Source organism: Pedococcus dokdonensis (assembly GCF_900104525.1).
GTDB classification, from domain to species: domain Bacteria; phylum Actinomycetota; class Actinomycetes; order Actinomycetales; family Dermatophilaceae; genus Pedococcus; species Pedococcus dokdonensis.
This window is the reverse complement of sequence record NZ_LT629711.1, coordinates 2,929,174-2,949,319: the sequence shown is the minus strand read 5'-3', so window position 1 is coordinate 2,949,319 and position 20,146 is coordinate 2,929,174. Positions and strand designations below refer to the sequence as shown.

Below are 20,146 nucleotides of genomic sequence, written 5' to 3'. Positions count from 1 at the left end.
ACATGGCTGAGCTCTCCATGCAGACCGGCGTCGCCCGGGCCCAGGCAGGCGTCCTCGACGACTCCGCCCAGAAGATCAAGAAGGCCAAGGCCGAGATCGACGACCTGATCGGCCAGCTCAAGAGCAGCTGGTGGGGTGAGGACCAGAAGAAGTTCGAGACCAAGTGGAACGGGCAGTACGCCGCGGACCTGACCAAGGCCGCCAGCGGCCTGACCAAGGCCGCGGACCAGATCCGCACCGAGGCCAAGCAGCAGGACCAGACCTCGCACTGAGCGAGTCCCTGCACCGCATACCCAGCACGTAGCACGACCATCCGGCACGACCCACGAGTTTCTGAGCAGAAGAGGAGAAAACCATGCTTCCCACTCCCGAAGGCGGCGGCGGCGGCGGCGAGAAGAAGGGGATGGACACGGCCAAGGTCCACGACGTGATCTCGCGTCTGGGCAAGGCCAAGGCCGACCTGCAGCACGCCAAGCAGGACGCCGACCAGGCGGCCCACAAGCTGGCCGCGGCCTGGCACGGCCCGGACTCGACCCGCTTCCAGTCCCAGTGGAAGAACGACTCCACGCACATCGACCAGACCGTGCTCGACGTGCAGGAGATGCACAAGCGTCTGCAGGCCGAGCTGGCCGAGCAGCGCGCCGCCTCCAACTGAGGCCGTGCACGCCGGTGGCCGTCCTGCCCAGGCAGGGTCGGCCACCGGCGTGACCTCCACCCGAGCACTCCCTGATCCACCCGAGCACTTCCCTGTTCCACCCGAGCTTTCCCCTGACCCACCCACCCAACCCCGTGCCCCGCGTGGCACCTGTTGCGAAGGCAGAGCGCCATGGGCGGCACCGACAAGAAGGGCATGGAGAACCAGAAGGTTCGCTCCATCGCCGACCAGCTGTCGCGGGTGCATCGTGAGCTGACCGACGCCACCACCAACGCCGAGCAGGCCGTCCGCCAGCTCCGAGGCGTCTGGGTGGGCGGCGACGCCACCACCTTCTTCAACGCCTGGCCGGCCACCCGCGCGTCGCTCGACGCCAGCTCCGGCGGCGTCGACGAGCTGACCAAGAGGCTGGCCGAGGAGATCGGCGAGCAGGAGCTCGCCTCCGGTGTGACCGGTGGCGGCGATGGCGACGGGCCCGGGGGCTCCGGCGACTCCGATGGCGACGGGGACCCCGACGCGACCGACACCGACGACGACAACGACGGCACCTCGGACGACAAGGACGAGGACGACGACAACAACGGTGTCCCGGACGACCGCGACAGCAACCCCGAGGACGCCGACGACAAGGACCGCGACGGGGTCGACGACAACAGCGACGAGGACGACGACAACGACGGCATCCCCGACGACCAGGACACCGTCGACGACAACGACACCGACGACGACGGCGTGCCCGACCGCGACGACGTCGACGACGACAACGACGGGGTCAACGACGCGGACGAGGAGGACCGGCACCGCGACGGTGAGGGCGTCTGGGACAAGAGCGAGTTCGACAAGCCCGAGCTGAACGTCGGGATGACCGTCGCCGAGGGCGAGAAGGAGCTGTGGGACGAGCAGGTGCTCGGCCACACCTGGGGCGACGAGGACGGCAACCACGTCTCGGCCGAGCTGCTCGGCACGGAGGGCAAGGCCGACTACGAGGCCGGCATCTCCAAGGACGGCCTGGTGGCCTCCGGTGGCCTGATGGCCGGGGCCTACGTCGCGAAGGTCAGCGGTGAGTACTCCAACAGCTACGGCACCCAGGCCAAGGGCGAGGCCTACGTCGGGGCGCAGGCCAACGCCGACGCCGGTGTGAAGCTCGGCCTCGACGGCGCGAAGGTCAACGCCGGCGGTGAGGTCTTCGCCGGCGGCAAGGCCGAGGGCTCGGTGAGCCAGGACCTCGGACCGGTCGACGTCGGCGTGGGTGGCGAGATCTCCTACGGCATCGGCGCGCACGCCGAGGCCGACGCCGAGATCAGCAGTGACAACATCGGGGTGTCGGTCGACGTCGGTGCCACCCTCGGTATCGGTGGCGGCATCAAGTTCGACATCGGGTTCGACCCGCCCTGGTAGACCGGGGCGCCCGACGCCCCACCGCGAACCCTGTCCGCGCGACCCCGACCACCCTTGTCCGCACCGCCCGCCTGACCCGCTGAGAGGCCCACGATGAGCACCCTGAGCTACCCCTCCGACCGCTTCCCCGCGCCGCCGGCGGTGAGCATCGACGTGCCGGACACCTGGGAGGCGGTGTCCGCGCCGGCCGTGGCGCTGGCCGCCAAGCAGATCGAGGTCAACGCCGACTTCACCCCCAACGTGATCATCCGGCTCGGCACCCGCCCCGAGAACGACCAGCCGGCCGACGCCCTGATGGAGCTGCGTGGGTCGGTCGACCAGCGCCCCCAGGCCGAGGTGGGCGAGATCCGGGCCGTCCAGATCGGTGAGCAGGAGTTCCACCGGGTCGACGTGTCCTGGCTCGACCCGCAGTTCGGCACGATCCGGCAGATCCACGCCTTCGCCAGCCTGCCCCGCGAGGACGCGCTCCAGGACTTCGTGCACGTGACCGGTTCGTGCGGTGGCGCCGGTGTCGACGCGGACGTCCCCGTGGTCGAGCAGGTCATCGCGAGCACCCGCATCACCCGCTGACCCAGGCCCCGCGCCATACCCGCACTTCTGGCCAGCCATGCGGCGTGTGGGCCCCTGATCGGCCCGCGCACCCCGCACCCGTGGCCAGAAGTCGCGCCATACCCGCACTTCTGGCCAGCCATGCGGCGTGTGGGCCCCTGATCGGCCCGCGCACCCCGCACCCGTGGCCAGAAGTCGCGCCATACCCGCACTTCTGGCCAGCCATGCGGCGCGTGGGCCCCTGATCGGCCCGCACACCCCGCACCCGTGGCCAGAAGTCGCGCCATACCCGCACTTCTGGCCAGCCATGCGCCGTGTGGGCCCCTGATCGGCCCGCACACCCCGCACCCGTGGCCAGAAGTCGCGCCAGGCCACGACGGCGAAGGGCCCCTCACCGTGTCGGTGAGGGGCCCTTCGGTATGCCGGGTGGCTGGGGTGCGCTCAGCGCTCCGGTCAGCGCTCCTCGGTGCCGGCGATGTAGGCCTCGAGCTTGGCGCGGCCCTCGGTGTCCTCGCGCTGCACCGGCGGGGACTTCATCAGGTAGGACGAGGCGCTGATCAGCGCGCCGCCGATGCCGCGGTCCTTGGCGATCTTGGCCGCGCGGATGGCGTCGATGATGATGCCGGCCGAGTTGGGGGAGTCCCAGACCTCGAGCTTGTACTCGAGGTTCAGCGGCACGTCACCGAAGGCGCGACCCTCGAGGCGCACGTAGGCCCACTTGCGGTCGTCGAGCCAGGCGACGTAGTCCGAGGGGCCGATGTGGACGTTCTTGCTGTCGACCAGACCGGCCAGGGGGCCGGTGAGGTTGGACGTCACGGCCTGGGTCTTGGAGACCTTCTTGGACTCGAGGCGCTCGCGCTCGAGCATGTTCTTGAAGTCCATGTTGCCGCCGACGTTGAGCTGGTAGGTGCGGTCCAGCGTCACGCCACGGTCCTCGAACAGCTTGGCCATCACGCGGTGCGTGATGGTCGCGCCAACCTGCGACTTGATGTCGTCACCGATGACCGGCACGCCGGCCGCCTCGAACTTCGCGGCCCACTCGGGGTCGGAGGCGATGAACACGGGCAGGGCGTTGACGAAGGCCACGCCGGCGTCGATCGCGCACTGGGCGTAGAACTTGTCGGCCACCTCGGAGCCCACCGGGAGGTAGGAGACCAGCACGTCGGCCTGGGTGTCCTTGAGGACCTGGACGATGTCCACCGGCTCGGCGTCGGACTGCTCGATGGTCTGCGCGTAGTACTTGCCGATGCCGTCGTAGGTGTGGCCACGCTGCACGGTCACACCGGTCGGGGGCACGTCGGCGATCTTGATGGTGTTGTTCTCGGAGTTGCCGATGGCCTCCGCGAGATCGAAGCCGACCTTCTTGGCGTCCACGTCGAAGGCGGCGACGAACTCGACGTCCTTCACGTGGTAGTCACCGAACTGGACGTGCATGAGCCCGGGGACGGTGCCGGCCGGGTCGGCGTCCTTGTAGTACTCGACACCCTGGACCAGCGAGCTGGCGCAGTTGCCGACGCCGACGATGGCGACGCGGACGGATCCCATGGGAGAACTCCTACTTGTTGGGGGTGGGGGTGGAGGTGGTGGTGCTGGGGGTGGCCGAGGGGATGTTCCGCTCGGCGGTGATCAGCTCGTTGAGCCAGCGGACCTCGCGCTCGGCGGAGTCCAGGCCGTGCCGCTCGAGGGCGGCGGTGTAGGTGTCGAACCGCTCGCGGTTCTTCGCCGAGCTCGCGCGGATCGTGTCGAGGCGCTCCTCGAGCCGGCTGCGACGCCCCTCGAGGATCCGCAGCCGGACCTCGGCCTCGGTGCGGGCGAAGAACGCGAGGTGGACGTCGAAGGTGTCGTCCTCCCACGCCGTCGGCCCGGCCTCCTTGAGCAGCTCCTGGAACTGCTCCTTGCCGTCCGCGGTGAGCTCGTAGACGATCCGAGCCCGTCTGGAGCCCGCGGTGGCTGCCGGCTGGGCGGTGCTCGCCTCGGAGATGAGCCCCGACTCGAGCAGACCACGCAGGCACGGGTAGAGGGTGCCGTAGGACAGGGCACGGAAGACGCCGAGCGCGGCGTTGAGCCGCTTGCGCAGCTCGTACCCGTGCATGGGGCTCTCGTGCAGCAGCCCGAGGACTGCGAACTCGAGGAGCTCCGATCGACGACTCATGTGCGGAACTGTACACCAGATATATCGAGCCGATATATCTCGGGAATCGTGACCTTTCGACTGGCCGGGTCGCCCGGCCTTCGTCGGGCGAATGCGAGATTCTCAAGATCGCCCGTCATACTGAGCGTCAGTCAACGACGCGCAGCCGTGGCCACGAGGCCACCACCGCGCCGTGTGTATGCCGATCCGGAAGGCCCCATGAGTACCTCACGTCCGAAGACGCGCGCCCAGGCGAAGGCCGCGCAACGCGCCTCCAGGGGCGGTGCCGGCACCGCCCAGCGGGGTTCGAGCACCGGCGGGGGAGCCGGTGGGGCCAAGGGTGGCGGCGCCAAGGGCGGTGGGTCCAAGGGTGGCCGCCGGAAGAAGTGGCTCAAGGGCCTCGGCATCACGGCGCTGGTCGGCTTCCTGCTCGCCGTGGTCGCGTTCTTCCTCGCCTACTCGCTGATCGACACCCCGAAGCCGAACGACCTGGCCAACGCGCAGGCGTCGATCATCTACTACGCCGACGGCAAGACCGAGATGGACCGGATCAGCGAGGTCAACCGCGAGTCGGTCAAGCTGTCGCAGGTCCCGAAGCCGGTGCAGCAGGCGCACCTCGCCGCCGAGGACCGCAACTTCTACCAGAACTCCGGCATCAGCCCCACCGGCATCGCCCGCGCGGTCTGGGTCGGACTGCGCGGGGGCGCGACGCAGGGTGGGTCGACGATCACCCAGCAGTACGTGAAGAACTACTTCCTCACTCAGGACCAGACCCTGTCGCGCAAGGGCCGCGAGATCATCATCTCGATCAAGATCGCCAAGCAGGAGTCCAAGGACCAGATCCTCGAGAACTACCTCAACACGATCTACTACGGCCGCGGCGCCTACGGCATCCAGACCGCCTCGAAGGCCTACTTCAACAAGGACGTCTCCAAGCTGACCCCGTCCGAGGGGGCCTTCCTCGCCTCGGTGATCCGCGCCCCCTCGCTCTACGACCCGGGTCTGGGCGCCGAGCAGAAGGCGAACGCCGAGTCGCGGTGGAAGTACGTCATGGACGGCATGGTCACCGAGGGCTGGCTGACGCCGGAGCAGCGCGCGGCCGCGAAGTTCCCGACCCTGCAGAAGCCGCGCAAGACCACGGGGGCGACCGGCCCGACCGGCTACCTCGTCGACCAGGTCAAGCGCGAGCTGAAGAGCAAGCTCAAGCTCACCGACGCCGACATCGACAAGGGTGGCTACAAGATCGTCTCGACGATCGACAAGCGGACCCAGGACGCGGCGGTCGCGGCGGTCAAGGACCGCATGCCCACCGGCAAGGGCACCTCGACGCTGCGGGCCGGGCTCACCTCGATCAAGCCGGGCGATGGCGCGATCGTCGCGTTGTACGGCGGTGCGGACTACCAGAAGAACCAGTTCAACACCGCGACCCAGGCCACCATGCAGGCCGGCTCGACGTTCAAGGTCTTCGCGCTGCTGGCGGGGCTGTCGCAGGACAAGCCGATCAGCACCCACACCAAGTTCGACGGCCGGAGCCCGCAGTACTTCAAGGAGTTCGAGGACTCCGCCGCCAAGACCGACTTCCTGCGCCGCGGTGGCGTCGCCAACTTCGGCGGCGGGGCCGGTGAGCAGTTCGGCAACATCGACCTGCGCGAGGCGACCGGCCACTCGGTCAACACGGTCTACGCCCAGCTCAACATCAAGGTCGGCCCGGAGGCGACCAAGGCCGCCGCCATCGCCGCGGGGTTGCCCAGCGACGCCCAGGCCAAGGCCCGCAAGATCGAGCCGCTCGGCACCAACTACGCCAACGTCCTCGGCACGTCGCACGTCACCGTGCTGGACATGGCCAACGCCTACGCGACCATCGCCGCGCAGGGCACCCGGGCCACCCCCTACATCATCAGGACGGTCAAGGGCGGCCCCGGCGACCTCGACTACAAGGTCAAGCCGGTCAAGAAGGCGGCCTTCGACAAGGACGTCATGGCCGACACGATCGACGCGATGGAGCAGGTCGTCAAGAGCGGCACCGCGACCTACGCGCAGAACCTCGGGCGTCCCGCGGCCGGCAAGACCGGCACCACCACCGACAACAAGGCAGCCTGGTTCGACGGCTACACCCCGCAGCTGGCCACCGCGGTCGGCATCTACAGCACCGGCAAGAACGGTGAGGAGCTGTCGATGAACAACGTGCCGGGGGTCGGTGAGCTCACCGGCGCCACCGTGCCGCTGCGCATCTGGACCGACTTCATGGAGGCCGCGCTCAAGGGCCAGAAGGTGGTCGACTTCCCGAAGCGCGTGGGTCTCGGCGACGACCAGGTCTTCACGCCGCCGCCGACCACGACGAGCAGCAGCACGACCACGACCACGACCACCACGACGACGACCGCGCCGCCGACGACCACCCCGCCGACGACGACCAAGACGACGGGCAAGCCCACCAAGACGACCACGGCGCCGGAGCCGCCGACCATCACCCTCGGCGGGGCCCCAGCGACGACCACCGCCCAGCCGCAGTGACCCACCCGCCCCGTCGCGCGGACGTCCTGCCGAGCGGCTCGCTGGCTGTCGCCGGCGGGCCGCTCGGCCGGCACGTGTCGGCGCGGGCGGTCTCGTGGGTCGCGGCCGTGGTGCCGCTGCTCGTGGCCACCGCGGCCACGATGGCGCTGTCCGTCGCGGAGCGGGCGCACTGCATACAGAAGGGCTGGACCGGCTCCGACCAGTTCTGGCACGCCTGCTTCTCCGACCTCCCGGCGCTCTACCAGATCGGCAACCTCGACGAGGGCCTGGCCGCCTACGTCGCCGGCGACGGCGCTCGAGCCGACCACCCGGTGCTCACCGGTGCGGTGATGGCGTGGGTCGGCGGGCTGGTGCCGGACGGGTCGTTCCTCGACCAGACCCGGTGGTACTTCGGGCTGTGGGCGCTGCTCGGCACCGCCCTGGCGTTGGCCATCGTCTACCTCACCGCCGCGGCCCGGCCGCTGCACGTCGCCGACGCGGCGCAGGTGGCCTTCAGCCCGGTGCTGCTGATGACGGCGATGCTGTCGCCCGACCTGTTCGGGGTGGCGCTGGCCAGCGCGGGTCTCTGGGCGTGGAGCCGCCGTCGCCCGGTCGCGGCCGGGGTACTGCTCGGTCTCGGGGTCGCGGCACGCACCTACCCGGTGCTGATCCTGCTGGCGCTGGTCCTGCTCGGCCTGCGCACCGGTCGGCTCGGTGCGGTGCGCCGCACCCTGACCGCGGCGGCGGGGGCGTTCGGCGTGGTGCTGCTGCCGTTCCTGGTCGCCAACCCCTCGGCCGTGGTCCGCTCCACCCGCGTCTGGTGGGAGAGCGCGGCCGGCCTCGGCTCGCCGTGGATGATCCCCCAGCTGCTCGGCCACCCACTGCCCACCGGCGCCACCACGCTGCTCGCCGTCGCCGGCGTGCTGGTCGCTGTCGGGGCGGGGGCGGTGTTCGCGCTCAGCACCGCGGTGCGCCCCTCCGTCGCCGAGGTCGCCTTGGTGCTCGTCGCGGTCGCGCTGCTCACCGGCAAGGCCTTCCCGGTGCAGGCCTCGCTGTGGCTGCTGCCGCTGCTGGCCCTGTGCGGGCTGCGGTGGCGCGACCACTGGGTGTGGGCGGGCGCCGAGGCGCTGCACTTCGTGACCGTGTGGCTCTACGTCGGGGGCCTGTCCAAGCCCGACCGCGGCCTGCCGCCCGGCTGGTATGCCGTGTTCCTGGTGCTCCGCGTGGCCGCCGTCGCGTACCTGGTCTGGCGGGTCTGGCACACCGCGGCCGCCCGCGAGCCCGTGGTCGACCTCGACGACGACCTCGACCTCGACCTCGAGTCTTTGAGGGATCTGACGGGCCAGGACCCGTCGGATCCCTCCAGGACTCCCGAGTCGGAGGACACGGACGAGCTGGCCGGTGACTTCGCGGGCTCGCCCGACCGGCTGCTGGTCCGACTCGCCTGACCCCGCCGGAGGGCCTGTGGATGACGATTCGGTGTTGTCCGTGCGGGCCGGTACTCTTTGTCAGGTTCTCCCGCAGCGCACCTCGACGGTGAGCCGAGGGAGATCGCACTGCAACCCTCCTGTCACGGAGAGACCGTGACCGCCATAGACCAAAGGAGGCGGGTTATCAGCATGCGTCAGTACGAACTCATGGTCATCCTCGACCCCGAGCTCGACGACCGGACCGTCGCGCCCTCGCTCGACAAGTTCCTCACCGTCGTCACCAAGGACAAGGGCACCGTCGACAACATCGACATCTGGGGCCGCCGTCGCTTGGCGTTCGAGATCAAGAAGAAGGCCGAGGGCATCTACGCCGTCGTCAACTTCACCGCAGAGCCGGCCACGGCCAAGGAGCTGGACCGCCAGCTCGGCCTGAACGAGTCGGTCATGCGCACCAAGCTCCTGCGCCCCGGCGCCTGAGCCGCACCTCACCTGATCTGCACCACGGCTGACCTGCACCGCCAGGTCTGCACCGGCTCCACCACCTGACCCAAACGAACAGGGGACACGCTTCATGGCTGGCGACACCGTCATCACCGTCATCGGCAACATCACCGGCGACCCCGAGCTGCGCTTCACCCCCTCGGGTGCTGCCGTCGCGAACTTCACCGTGGCCTCGACGCCGCGGCAGTTCGACCGGCAGTCCAACGAGTGGAAGGACGGGGAGACCCTGTTCATGCGTTGCTCGGTGTGGCGCGATGCTGCCGAGAACGTCGCCGAGTCGCTCCAGCGGGGCACTCGGGTCATCGTCTCCGGCCGTCTGAAGTCTCGCTCGTACGAGACCAAGGAGGGCGAGAAGCGCACCGTCGTCGAGATGGAGGTCGACGAGGTCGGCCCCTCACTGCGCTACGCGACCGCCAAGGTCAACCGCACCCAGCGGGGCACCGGTGGTGGCGGCGGCGGCTTCGGCGGGGGCCAGCAGGGTGGCGGACAGGGTGGCCAGCAGGAGGACCCCTGGGCCACCGGCCCGTCGTCCGCGCCTGCGCAGGCTCCCCAGTCCGGTGGCCAGCAGGGTGGCGGTTGGGGCGGCGGAGCGCCGTCCTACGACGAGCCGCCGTTCTGATCCTCTGACCCACGGGTCCAGATCACTCCGGTATGCCGCCCGGTCGGCTTCCGCAGGTCTCTCACCTCTTCGGAACGAAACCTGCGGGCCGTGACCACACGGCATACCCACCTCTCATAGCAAGAACACCATCCCTGGGAGACCAGGGCTCATCCTGAACAGAAGGAGAGCACCACGATGGCCAAGCCCGTTGTGCGCAAGCCCAAGAAGAAGGCCAACCCGCTGAAGGCGGCGAAGGTCGAGAACATCGACTACAAGGACACCGCGCTGCTGCGCAAGTTCATCTCCGACCGCGGCAAGATCCGCGCGCGTCGGGTGACCGGTGTCTCCGTCCAGGAGCAGCGACTCATCGCCACCGCGGTCAAGAATGCCCGCGAGATGGCGCTGCTGCCCTACTCCAGCTCGTCCCGCTGAGCCGGACCGACGGAAGGAACTGACAGATGAAGGTCATCCTGACCCACGAGGTCTCCAGCCTCGGCACCGCCGGTGACGTCGTCGACGTCAAGGACGGTTACGCCCGCAACTTCCTGTTCCGCCGTGGCCTGGCCACGGCGTGGACCAAGGGCGGGCAGAAGCAGGTCGACGCGATCGCCAAGGGCCGCGAGGCCCGCGCGATCAACTCCCTCGAGGAGGCCAAGTCGATCAAGGGCAACCTCGAGAACAAGGCCGTCAAGGTCGCGGCGCACGCTGGTGGCTCCGGTCGCCTGTTCGGCGCCGTCTCCACCGCGGACGTCGCCGCCGCGGTGAAGGCCGCCGGTGGCCCGGAGCTCGACAAGCGCAAGATCGAGATCCCGACCCCGATCAAGTCGGTCGGCAGCCACGAGGCGCTCATCCGTCTGCACCCCGAGGTGCAGGCCACGGTGACCCTCGACGTCGTCGCCGGCTGAACCAGCCCCACGAACGGCTGAGGCCGACGTAACGATTCGGTCGGGAATGGCCCGGTTCGCCCTTCGGGGCGGACCGGGCCATTCCTATACTCGGGTGGCCGCGGGTGGATCGCGGTGACAGACCGCACTCTGCCTGGGGGACCCCGTCATGAGCACCAACCCGTTCGACCCTGCGTCACAGCAGCACGGTGAGCCGCAGCCCGGTGAGCCCGGTGAGCTGCTCCAGCCCGGCCAGCCCGGCGCCTTCCCGGTGCCGCCCGGCGAGCCGGCCGAGCCGCCGCGTGGTGGCCGCGGCCGCACCGTCGCCCTGGTCGGTGGCATCCTCGCCATCGTCGCGGTGGGTGCCGGTGGTGCCTTCGCGTTCCAGCAGGTCAGCGGTGGCGGCGCGCAGCCCGAGTCGGTCATGCCGGCCAACACCATGGCCTTCGCGAAGGTCGACCTCGACCCGTCCGCGGGGCAGAAGCTCGACGCGATCCGCTTCATCCGCAAGTTCCCCGACGCCCGGGGCGAGGTCAAGGAGGACTCCGACCTGCGCCAGGTCGTCTTCAAGGGCCTCCAGGACGACGGCCAGCTCAAGGGCGTCGACTACGCCAAGGACGTCGAGCCGTGGCTCGGCCAGCGGATCGGGGTCGGTCTGGTCCCCGGAGCGACGGACGACGCCGAGCCGACCGCCGTGGTCGCCCTGGCCGTGACCGACCAGGACAAGGCGAAGGCCAGCCTGCCGAAGATCGCGAAGTCCGCCGAGGCACAGTGCCAGCTCGTCGAGGAGTTCGCGCTCTGCACCGACGGGTCCGACAAGCTCGCGGCGGTCGCGACCGCGGTCGGCAAGGGCACCCTGGCCGACTCGAAGAACTTCACCACCGACATGGCCGACCTCGGTGAGGACGGCGTCGCGTCGGCGTGGTTCGACGCCGAGCCGCTGGCCAAGGCGACCAAGTCGCTCGACGTGGGTTCGATGATCCCCGGCATGACCGCAGGTCCGGCCACCTCGCAGACCGGCCGGGTCGCGCTCGCCCTGCGGTTCGACGGGCCCCACCTCGAGCTCGCTGGTCACACCAACGGCGCCAGCGTGAAGTTCGCCGGCTCGAAGACCGGCACCGGGCTGGGCCAGCTCCCCGACACCACGCTCGCCGCGGTGAGCATCGCCAACGCCGGCGACCAGCTCGAGGCCGGCTGGCCGGCGCTCGAGAAGGCCGTCAAGGACAGCGTCGGTGAGCAGGAGTTCGCCGACGGCGTCGACCAGGTCGAGCAGGAGCTCGGCATCTCGGTGCCCGACGACCTGTATGCCGCGCTGGGCAGCCAGTTCTCGCTGGTCTTCGGCGGGATGGGCGAGGGCCAGAGCGAGCTGCGGATCGCCGCCGTCTCCGATGGTGACAAGGCGGTGCTCCAGAAGCTCGTCGATGCGGCCGGCCAGGGCATGGGTGCCGGTGACATGACGCTGAAGCCGGCGGGCGGGGCGACCGTGGTGTCGCTGTCCGACGGCTACGCCGACGAGCTCGCCTCGAACCACGGGCTCGGCGACACCGCGCGGTTCAAGGACGCGGTGCAGGACGCCGACTCGGCACGGGTCGCCGGTTTCGTCGACATCGCGGGTCTGGTGACCGAGTTCAAGGACGAGCTCGGCGCCGACGAGGCGAAGAACTTCGCCGGGCTCTCCGCCCTGGGCTTCACCGTCTCGGGCGAGGGCAACAGCGCCGACTTCAGCCTGCGCCTCACCACCAAGTAGTCCGTCCCACCGAGGACACCACACTCCGTCGGATCACGGTTTCGTGGCCAGGCGGCGCGGAGAGTCGTGTCCTCGGTGGGATGGTCTCAGCGCTCGTCGACCATGACCTCGATCGTGTAGGTCGAGGCGCGGTAGCAGTGGTCGCCGTACTCGACCGGGTGACCGACCTCGTCGAAGGCGCTGCGGGTCATGGTGAGCACCGGTTCGTTGCCCCGCATCCGCAGGTGCCGGCGCTCGCTGGGGCTCGGCGGCCGGGCGCTGATCCCCTGGCGGGCCACGACCGGACGGGCCCCGCGGCGGCGCAGCACGGCATACAGGCCCTCGGCCTCGAGGTCGTCGCGGGTGACGTCGAGGTGGGCCGGTGGCAGCCAGTTGCGCAGGACCGCGAGCGGTTCGCCGTCGCTGAGGCGCAGCCGCACGACCGCGAGCAGCTCGCTGTCGGCGGGCAGGTCGAGCATCGCGGCGACCCGTTCGTCCTGCACCACCTCGAGTGACAGGACGGTGGTGGTCGGGTGGGCGCCGGCCCTGGTCAGGTCGTCCCAGAGGCTGGTGAGCTCGGCCTTGCGGTGCACCGTGCGGTTGGCGACGGTGGTGCCGACGCCACGGCGGCGGACCAGCAGGCCGCGGGCGGCCAGCTCGGCGATGGCCCGGCGCACGGTCGGTCGCGACAGGCCCAGTCGCTGCCCCATCGCGACCTCGTTCTCGAACGCGTCACCGGGGTGCAGTGCCCCGTCGTCGATGGCGGCAGCCAGCTGCTCGGCCAGCTGGTGGTAGAGCGGCACGGGCGAGCTGCGGTCGATCCGCACGTCGATCTCGGTGGCCACGGCTGCACTCTAGCGGCAGTGTGGGAGGAGGTCAGAAACTGCTGACGTGAGAATGTCCTAACAAATGGTTGACAGGCCTTGCGACCCGGCGGCAGGCTGGGCGGCAACCCGTCCCGCCCCCTGCCCCCGAACGGACCCTCCGCCATGCGCATCGGACTCGCCGGCGTCGGCCGGATCGGCGCCTTCCACGCCGATACCCTCCGCAGCCTCGACGCCGTCGACCAGCTCGTCGTCGCCGACGTCGACGCCGCGCGTGCCGAGCAGGTCGCGACCGCCCTGGGGCTGGAGTGGGTGGCCACCACCGACGACCTCCTCGACGCCGGGCTCGACGCCCTCGTGATCGCGACGGCGACGCCCGGCCACGCCCCGCTGCTGCGCGCCGGGATCGCCCGCCGCATCCCGACGTTCTGCGAGAAGCCGGTCGCCTCGACCCTCGACGAGACCATCGACCTGGCCCGGCTGGGAGCCGAGTCCGACGTGCCGGTGCACATCGGGTTCCAGCGCCGGTTCGACCACGGCTACCGCCACGCCCGGGATGCCGTGGCGTCCGGGGAGCTCGGGTTCGTCCACACCGTCGTCGCGAACACCCGCGACGCCACGCCGCCGCACCCGTCCTACGTGCCGGGCAGCGGCGGGATCTTCCGCGACTGCAACGTGCACGACTTCGACATCATCCGGTTCGTCACGGGACGGGAGGTGGTCTCGGTCTACGCCACCGGCGCCAACCAGGGCGCCGACTTCTTCGCCGAGGCAGGCGACGTCGACACCGGCGCGGCGCTGCTCACCCTCGACGGCGGCACCCTCGCCCAGGTCTCGTCGACCCGCTACAACGGCGCCGGGCACGACGTCCGCATGGAGGTCCTCGGCGAGCTCGGGGCTGTGGGGGTCGGTCTCGACCAGTCGCTGGCGCTGCGCTCGATGGAGGAGGAGGTGGACTTCCCCAGCGGACCGGTGAAGATGTCCTTCATGGAGCGCTTCCTGCCCGCCTACCGGGCCGAGCTGACCGCCTTCTTCGACGTCGCAGCCCGACGGATCCCGAGCCCGTGCACGCTGCAGGACGCGCTCCAGGCGTTCCGGGTGGCGGAGGCCTGCGAGGTCTCGCGCGCCGAGCGCCGGGTCGTGGACCTGACCGAGATCAAGGGGGCCTGAAGATGGCCGACACACCGTCCACCCAGCCGTCCACCCAGTCGACCACCCAGTCGACCACCCAGTCGACCACCCAGGCGACCACCAAGGCGTCGGCCAAGCCCTCGGAGGCGATGGCCGACCGGATCGCGGGGGCGCCGATCTCGTGGGGTGTCTGCGAGGTGCCCGGGTGGGGTCACCAGCTGGCGCCCGAGGTCGTGCTGGCGCAGATGGCCGAGCTCGGGCTGGCCGCGACCGAGTTCGGCCCCGACGGCTTCCTCCCGGACTCCGCCGAGGGCAAGGTCGCGACGCTGCGACAGCACGGGCTCGCCGCCGTCGGACAGTTCGTGCCGCTGGTGCTGCACGACCGCGGCCACGACCCGCTCCCCGAGCTCGAGGACGCCATGGCCGACCTGGTCGCCGCGGGTGCCTCGACCGTGGTCGTCGCCGCCGCGACCGGGGCCGACGGCTACGACGAGCGGCCCCAGCTCGACGACGACGGCTGGGCGACCCTGTTGGCCAACCTCGACCGCTGCGCCGCGGCCGCCGCCGCCCACGGCCTGACCGCCACGCTGCACCCGCACGTCGGCACCATGGTCGAGAGCGGCGACGAGACCGACCGGGTGCTCACCGGCAGCAGCATCGGCCTCTGCCTCGACACCGGGCACCTCCTGATCGGCGGCGGCGACCCGGTGCGGGTGGCTCGCGAGCACCCTGACCGCGTCGCCCACACCCACCTCAAGGACGTGCGGCTCGAGCTGGCCCGGCGGGTGCAGGCCGGTGAGCTCACCTACACCGACGCGGTGGCGGCCGGCATGTACGTGCCACTCGGCCGGGGCGACGTCGACGTCGCCGCCATCGTCGCCGCGCTCGAGGACAGCGGGTATGCCGGGTGGTACGTGCTCGAGCAGGACACCATCCTCGCGGGCGTCCCGGACGGCGAGGGCCCGGTGGCCGACGTGGAGGCCAGCTACTTCTACCTGCTGGGGCTGGCGGCGCAGCACTCCGGCGTCGGGATCTGACGTGGCCCACGACCTCGTCGCGATGGGGCGCACCGGGGTGGACATCTACCCCCTGCAGTACGGCGTCGGGTTGGAGGAGGTCGAGACCTTCCAGAAGTTCCTCGGCGGCACGGCCACCAACGTGGCGGTCGCGGCGGCCCGGCACGGTCGCGACGTCGCGCTGGTGACCCGCACCGGGGAGGACGCCTTCGGACGTTACGTGCACCGGGCCCTGCGGGGCTTCGGCGTGGACGACCGGTTCGTCGCGCCGGTGGCTGGACCGCCCACGCCGGTGACGTTCTGCGAGGTGTTCCCGCCGGACGACTTCCCGCTCTACTTCTACCGCTACCCCACCGCGCCCGACCTGATGATCGAGCCGCACGAGCTGCCGCTCGACGCCATCCGGGACGCGCAGGTCTACTGGTCGACGGTCACCGGGCTGTCCCAGGAGCCGAGTCGCGCGGCGCACTTCGCCGCGTGGGGGGCGCGCGGGCGTCGACCGCACACGGTGCTCGACCTCGACTACCGGCCGATGTTCTGGGCCGACCCGGCCGAGGCCAGCGCCCAGGTCGGCCGCGCACTGGAGCACGTCACCGTCGCCGTCGGCAACCGCGAGGAGTGCGAGGTCGCGGTTGACGAGGCCCATCCGCAGCGCGCCGCCGACGCCCTGCTGGAGCGTGGGGTCGAGCTGGCCGTCGTGAAGCAGGGGCCGCGCGGGGTGCTGGCCGCGACCCGCGAGGAGCGGGTCGAGGTGGCGCGGTTCCCCGTGTCGGTCGTCAACGGCCTCGGCGCCGGCGACGCGTTCGGTGGGGCGCTGGTGCACGGGCTGCTGTCGGGGTGGGAGCTGCGGCGGACCATCGAGTTCGCCAACGTGGCCGGGGCGATCGTGGCCTCCCGACTGGAGTGCTCCAGCGCGATGCCGACCACGGACGAGGTGCTCGACACGCTCGCAGCGGGCACGGCCCGCGCGGAGGTGGTCCGGTGACCGGCGTCGACGTCGCCGGGCTGACGGAGCTGCGGGCCACCCAACCCGACTCGATCGGCAAGGCCTGGGCCGCCCGCCGGCGGCGCGACCTGCTGCGCAGCGACGGGCGACTGCTGCTCGTTGCCGCCGACCACCCCGCCCGTGGTGCGCTCGGCGTGCGCGACGACCCGCGCGCGATGGAGAGCCGGCACGACCTGCTCGAGCGGCTCGTCGAGGCGGTCTCGCGACCCGGCGTCGACGGAGTGCTCGGCACCCCCGACGTGCTCGACGACCTGCTGCTGCTGGGAGCGCTCGAGGGCAAGGTGGTGGTCGGCTCGATGAACCGCGGCGGCCTGCAGGGAGCCAGCTTCGAGCTCGACGACCGGTTCACGGCCTACCGCGCCGAGGACATCGCGGCGTGCGGGCTCGATGGTGGCAAGACGCTGACGCGGATCTGCTACGACGACCCCGGCACGGTCGCGACGCTGGAGGCCACCGCGGCCGCCGTCAACGAGCTCGCCGCACGGGGGCTGATGGCGATGGTGGAGCCGTTCCTCAGCGAGCGGCGCGAGGGCCGCGTGGTCAACCTGCTCGACCCCGACTCGACGATCCGGTCGATCCACATTGCGGCCGGGCTCGGTGGCAGCAGCGCCCGCACCTGGCTCAAGCTGCCGGTGGTCGACGAGCTCGAACGGGTGATGGCGGCGACCACCCTCCCGACGCTGCTGCTCGGCGGAGACCCGAAGGGCGACCCCGACGACACCTACGCGTCATGGGGTGCCGCGCTCACGCTGCCGCCGGTGCGCGGACTGGTCGTCGGTCGCGCGCTGCTCTACCCGCCGGACGGCGACGTCGCCGCAGCGGTCGACATCGCCGGCGAGCTCGTGCACGGGACCGCCTCGTGACCGACCACGCCCGCTGGGTGCTGCCGCGGGGCACCTCACCCAGGGGTGAGTGGGAGGTCTGGGTGGACGACTCGCAGCCCGGGTGGCAGCACACCAGCCTGGCCGTGGGGACCCTCCGGCTCGGGGACGAGCGATGGACCCGGGCCGACGGCTGGGAGCACGTGGTCGTCCCGTTGAGCGGGTCGGTGCGGGTGCGGGCCGAAGGGCACGACGAGGTCGTCCTCGCCGGTCGCGAGCACGTCTTCGCCGGACCGACCGACATCGCCTACCTCGCCGGCGGCCTCTCCTTCGCGGTCACCGCCGAGGGCGGGCCGGCACGGGTGGCGGTGTGCGGCGCGAAGGCGCCCACGCGGCATACCCCGGCGGTCGTGGTCGTGCCGGCTGCGCAGGTGCCGGTCGAGCTGCGGGGCGCGGGCAAGGCCAGCCGGGAGGTGCGCAACTTCGGCGTGCCGGGGGTGCTGGCTGCCGAAGCCCTCATCGCGTGCGAGGTGGTGACGCCCGCGGGCAACTGGAGCTCCTACCCGCCGCACAAGCACGACGAGCACCGGCCGGGGCAGGAGACCGAGCTCGAGGAGATCTACTACTTCGAGGTGCAGGCGGTGGCAGGCGCGCCCGATGGCGCGGATCCGGTTGGCTACCAACGGGTCTACGGCACCGACGCCCGACCCATCGACATCCTGGCCGAGGTGCGGACCGGCGACGTCGTGCTCGTGCCGCACGGCTGGCACGGCCCGTCGATGGCGACGCCGGGAGCCGACCTCTACTACCTCAACGTGATGGCCGGCCCCGGGCCCGAGCGGGCCTGGCTGATCTGTGACGACCCGGCCCACACCTGGGTGCGCGACACCTGGGGGGAGCAGGCCGTCGACCCACGACTCCCGTTCGGAGGCAACGGATGAGCGACGCGAGCGAGACCACCGACACCGACACCGACACCGACACCGACCCGGCGAACGGCACCGACCCGGTGAACGGCACCGTCCGGCTGACCGTCGCGCAGGCGCTCGTGCGGTTCCTCGGTCAGCAGTGGACCGAGCGCGACGGGGAGCGGCAGCGGTTGTTCGCCGGCTGCCTCGGCATCTTCGGGCACGGCAACGTCGCCGGGGTGGGGCAGGCGCTGCTGCAGCAGGAGCTCGCGTTCGAGGGCCGGGATGGTGACAACCCCCTGCCCTACGTGCTGGCCCGCAACGAACAGGCCATGGTGCACACGGCGGTCGGCTACGCGCGGCACCGCGACCGGCTGCAGACCTGGGCGTGCACCGCCTCGGTCGGTCCCGGCTCGACCAACATGCTCACCGGTGCCGCGCTCGCGACGATCAACCGGATCCCGGTGCTGCTGCTGCCCTCGGGCACCTTCGCGACGCGGGTCGCCTCCCCGGTGCTCCAGGAGCTCGAGCAGCCGTATGCCGCGGACGTCACCGTCAACGACGCGTTCCGGCCGTTGTCACGGTTCTTCGACCGGGTCAGCCGACCCGAGCAGCTGCCGTCGGCGCTGCTGGGCGCGATGCGTGTCCTCACCGACCCGGTCGACACCGGGGCCGTGACGATCGCCTTGCCGCAGGACGTGCAGGCAGAGGCGTTCGACTGGCCGGTCGCACTGTTCGCCGAGCGCACCTGGCACATCGCCCGACCCCCGGCCGAGCCGGCCCGCATCGAGGAGGCTGCCGCGCTGGTGCGCTCGGCGCGACGACCACTCATCGTGGCCGGGGGTGGGGTGCACTACTCGGGGGCCGAGGAGGCGCTCGCCGCGCTCGCCACCGCCACGGGGGTCCCGGTCGCCGAGACCCAGGCCGGCAAGGGCTCGCTGCTGCACGGCCACCCGCAGCTGGTCGGGGCGATCGGCTCGACCGGCACGACCGCTGCCAATGCCCTCGCCGCCGAGGCGGACCTCGTCATCGGCATCGGCACGCGGTGGTCCGACTTCACGACGGCCTCGCGAAGTGCCTTCCAGGACAACGAGGTCCGCTTCGTCAACATCAACGTCGCGCCTGTCGACGCCCTGAAGCAGGGCGCTGTCTCGGTGGTGGCCGATGCCCGCTCCGCGCTGGTGTCCTTGTCCGACGCGCTGGCCGGGCACGAGGTGGAGGGTGCCTACCGCGCCCGCCAGGGCGAGCTCTGGGCGGCCTGGGACACGCAGGTCGAGGCGGCCTACCAGCCGCCGGCCTCGGTCACCGACGCGCTCGCCGACGGCCTGCTCACCCAGGGCTCGGTGCTCGGGGTGGTCAACGAGCTGAGCGACCCCCGCGACGTCGTGCTCTGCGCGGCCGGGTCGATGCCGGGCGACCTGCACAAGCTGTGGAGGGTCCGCGACCGCAAGGGCTACCACGTCGAGTACGGCTACTCCTGCATGGGTTACGAGATCCCCGCCGCGATCGGGGTGCGGTTGGCCGACGACACCCGCGACGTCTTCGCCATGGTGGGCGACGGCGGCTACCTGATGATGCCGACCGAGCTGGTGACCGCGGTGCAGGAGGGGGTGAAGATCGTCGTGGTGCTGGTGCAGAACCACGGGTTCCACTCGATCGGCTCGCTCTCGGAGAGCCTCGGCTCACAACGCTTCGGCACCCGCTACCGCTACCGCGACGATGCCTCCGGCCGGCTCGATGGTGAGCTGATCCCGGTCGACCTGGCCGCCAACGCCCGCAGCCTCGGGGCCCACGTCGTCGAGGTGACTTCGCGAAGTGAGCTCGAGACAGCCCTCCGCGACGCGAAGGCGTCGACGCACCGGGGCCCGATCGTGATCCACGTGCAGACCGACCCGACCGTGCACGCGCCTGACAGCGGGTCGTGGTGGGACGTGCCGGTCGCCGCGCAGAGCGAGCTGGCGTCCACGCAGGCCGCCTACGCCGCATACCTGGAGCACAAGGCGCGGCAGCGCCCCCTCCTCTAGCCCGGGGTGGGACAGCCATGGCACGGGCTGGGGGCATGCGGCAGGATCGGG

20 protein-coding genes are annotated in these 20,146 nt (G+C 71.1%); 17 read left to right on the top strand and 3 right to left on the bottom strand.

The window, feature by feature from the left end:
* Positions 1-2: 2 nt before the first annotated feature.
* The 4 genes from BLQ34_RS13910 to BLQ34_RS13895 all read left to right on the top strand — a co-directional run bounded on the left by BLQ34_RS13910 (position 3) and on the right by BLQ34_RS13895 (position 2,620).
* On the top strand, positions 3-272 hold the full coding sequence (locus tag BLQ34_RS13910; RefSeq protein ID WP_091786653.1) for a hypothetical protein: 270 nt from the start codon (positions 3-5) through the stop codon (positions 270-272).
* Between the two features lie 83 nt (positions 273-355).
* Entirely contained in the window at positions 356-655 is a 300-nt protein-coding gene (locus tag BLQ34_RS13905; RefSeq protein WP_091786650.1) for a hypothetical protein, read from the top strand.
* Positions 656-826: 171 nt separating this feature from the next.
* Positions 827-2,050 carry a hypothetical protein gene (locus BLQ34_RS18840; RefSeq protein WP_157693056.1) on the top strand — a complete coding sequence of 408 codons (1,224 nt, stop codon included), beginning with the start codon at positions 827-829 and terminating at the stop codon, positions 2,048-2,050.
* A gap of 93 nt (positions 2,051-2,143) precedes the next feature.
* Positions 2,144-2,620 carry a hypothetical protein gene (locus BLQ34_RS13895; RefSeq protein WP_091786648.1) on the top strand — a complete coding sequence of 159 codons (477 nt, stop codon included), beginning with the start codon at positions 2,144-2,146 and terminating at the stop codon, positions 2,618-2,620.
* A 432-nt stretch (positions 2,621-3,052) separates the two neighbouring features.
* On the opposite strand, the gene BLQ34_RS13890 is transcribed toward BLQ34_RS13895, so the two are convergent.
* Both BLQ34_RS13890 and BLQ34_RS13885 read right to left on the bottom strand, forming a co-directional pair.
* Positions 3,053-4,144 (bottom strand): inositol-3-phosphate synthase, encoded by a 1,092-nt coding sequence (locus BLQ34_RS13890; protein ID WP_091786645.1) that lies wholly within the window; start codon positions 4,142-4,144, stop codon positions 3,053-3,055.
* Between the two features lie 10 nt (positions 4,145-4,154).
* Positions 4,155-4,751 carry a PadR family transcriptional regulator gene (locus tag BLQ34_RS13885; RefSeq protein WP_091786642.1) on the bottom strand — a complete coding sequence of 199 codons (597 nt, stop codon included), beginning with the start codon at positions 4,749-4,751 and terminating at the stop codon, positions 4,155-4,157.
* Between the two features lie 198 nt (positions 4,752-4,949).
* Here BLQ34_RS13885 and BLQ34_RS13880 point away from each other — a divergent pair, with 198 nt between their 5' ends.
* From BLQ34_RS13880 to BLQ34_RS13850, 7 genes are all read left to right on the top strand, one after another.
* Positions 4,950-7,244, top strand: coding sequence for a transglycosylase domain-containing protein (locus tag BLQ34_RS13880; protein ID WP_091786640.1), 2,295 nt, complete (start codon positions 4,950-4,952; stop codon positions 7,242-7,244).
* On the top strand, positions 7,241-8,671 hold the full coding sequence (locus BLQ34_RS13875; protein ID WP_091786637.1) for a glycosyltransferase 87 family protein: 1,431 nt from the start codon (positions 7,241-7,243) through the stop codon (positions 8,669-8,671). Before BLQ34_RS13880 ends, BLQ34_RS13875 begins: the two co-directional genes overlap by 4 nt.
* Before the next feature lie 171 nt (positions 8,672-8,842).
* Complete coding sequence (gene rpsF, locus BLQ34_RS13870) at positions 8,843-9,130, top strand: 30S ribosomal protein S6 (RefSeq protein ID WP_056921396.1); 288 nt, start codon at positions 8,843-8,845, stop codon at positions 9,128-9,130.
* A gap of 94 nt (positions 9,131-9,224) precedes the next feature.
* A complete protein-coding gene (locus BLQ34_RS13865; RefSeq protein ID WP_091786634.1) occupies positions 9,225-9,773 on the top strand; it encodes a single-stranded DNA-binding protein in 549 nt (182 codons plus the stop codon).
* Positions 9,774-9,950: 177 nt separating this feature from the next.
* A complete protein-coding gene (gene rpsR / locus BLQ34_RS13860; RefSeq protein WP_056884210.1) occupies positions 9,951-10,187 on the top strand; it encodes a 30S ribosomal protein S18 in 237 nt (78 codons plus the stop codon).
* A gap of 26 nt (positions 10,188-10,213) precedes the next feature.
* Positions 10,214-10,660, top strand: coding sequence for a 50S ribosomal protein L9 (gene rplI / locus BLQ34_RS13855; protein ID WP_091786631.1), 447 nt, complete (start codon positions 10,214-10,216; stop codon positions 10,658-10,660).
* A gap of 148 nt (positions 10,661-10,808) precedes the next feature.
* Entirely contained in the window at positions 10,809-12,386 is a 1,578-nt protein-coding gene (locus tag BLQ34_RS13850) for a DUF3352 domain-containing protein (RefSeq protein ID WP_091786629.1), read from the top strand.
* A gap of 86 nt (positions 12,387-12,472) precedes the next feature.
* On the opposite strand, the gene BLQ34_RS13845 is transcribed toward BLQ34_RS13850, so the two are convergent.
* Positions 12,473-13,210: a GntR family transcriptional regulator gene (locus tag BLQ34_RS13845; RefSeq protein ID WP_091786626.1), complete on the bottom strand. Its 738-nt coding sequence runs from the start codon at positions 13,208-13,210 to the stop codon at positions 12,473-12,475.
* Between the two features lie 144 nt (positions 13,211-13,354).
* Here BLQ34_RS13845 and BLQ34_RS13840 point away from each other — a divergent pair, with 144 nt between their 5' ends.
* From BLQ34_RS13840 to iolD, 6 genes are read left to right on the top strand one after another with little or no spacing between them, the layout of a single operon-like run.
* The gene (locus BLQ34_RS13840; RefSeq protein ID WP_091786624.1) at positions 13,355-14,359 is read left to right on the top strand and encodes a Gfo/Idh/MocA family protein; all 1,005 of its coding nucleotides are present in this window, start codon (positions 13,355-13,357) and stop codon (positions 14,357-14,359) included.
* Positions 14,360-14,361: 2 nt separating this feature from the next.
* On the top strand, positions 14,362-15,357 hold the full coding sequence (locus BLQ34_RS13835) for a sugar phosphate isomerase/epimerase family protein (RefSeq protein ID WP_331712507.1): 996 nt from the start codon (positions 14,362-14,364) through the stop codon (positions 15,355-15,357).
* Position 15,358: 1 nt separating this feature from the next.
* Entirely contained in the window at positions 15,359-16,321 is a 963-nt protein-coding gene (gene iolC / locus BLQ34_RS13830) for a 5-dehydro-2-deoxygluconokinase (RefSeq protein WP_269457295.1), read from the top strand.
* The gene (locus BLQ34_RS18835) at positions 16,318-17,205 is read left to right on the top strand and encodes a Cgl0159 family (beta/alpha)8-fold protein (RefSeq protein WP_197674706.1); all 888 of its coding nucleotides are present in this window, start codon (positions 16,318-16,320) and stop codon (positions 17,203-17,205) included. Before iolC ends, BLQ34_RS18835 begins: the two co-directional genes overlap by 4 nt.
* Positions 17,202-18,104, top strand: a complete 903-nt coding sequence (gene iolB / locus BLQ34_RS13825) for a 5-deoxy-glucuronate isomerase (RefSeq protein ID WP_197674705.1) — start codon at positions 17,202-17,204, stop codon at positions 18,102-18,104. The genes BLQ34_RS18835 and iolB overlap by 4 nt, the downstream gene beginning before the upstream one ends.
* The gene (gene iolD / locus BLQ34_RS13820; RefSeq protein WP_091786618.1) at positions 18,101-20,095 is read left to right on the top strand and encodes a 3D-(3,5/4)-trihydroxycyclohexane-1,2-dione acylhydrolase (decyclizing); all 1,995 of its coding nucleotides are present in this window, start codon (positions 18,101-18,103) and stop codon (positions 20,093-20,095) included. The genes iolB and iolD overlap by 4 nt, the downstream gene beginning before the upstream one ends.
* Positions 20,096-20,146: the final 51 nt, after the last annotated feature.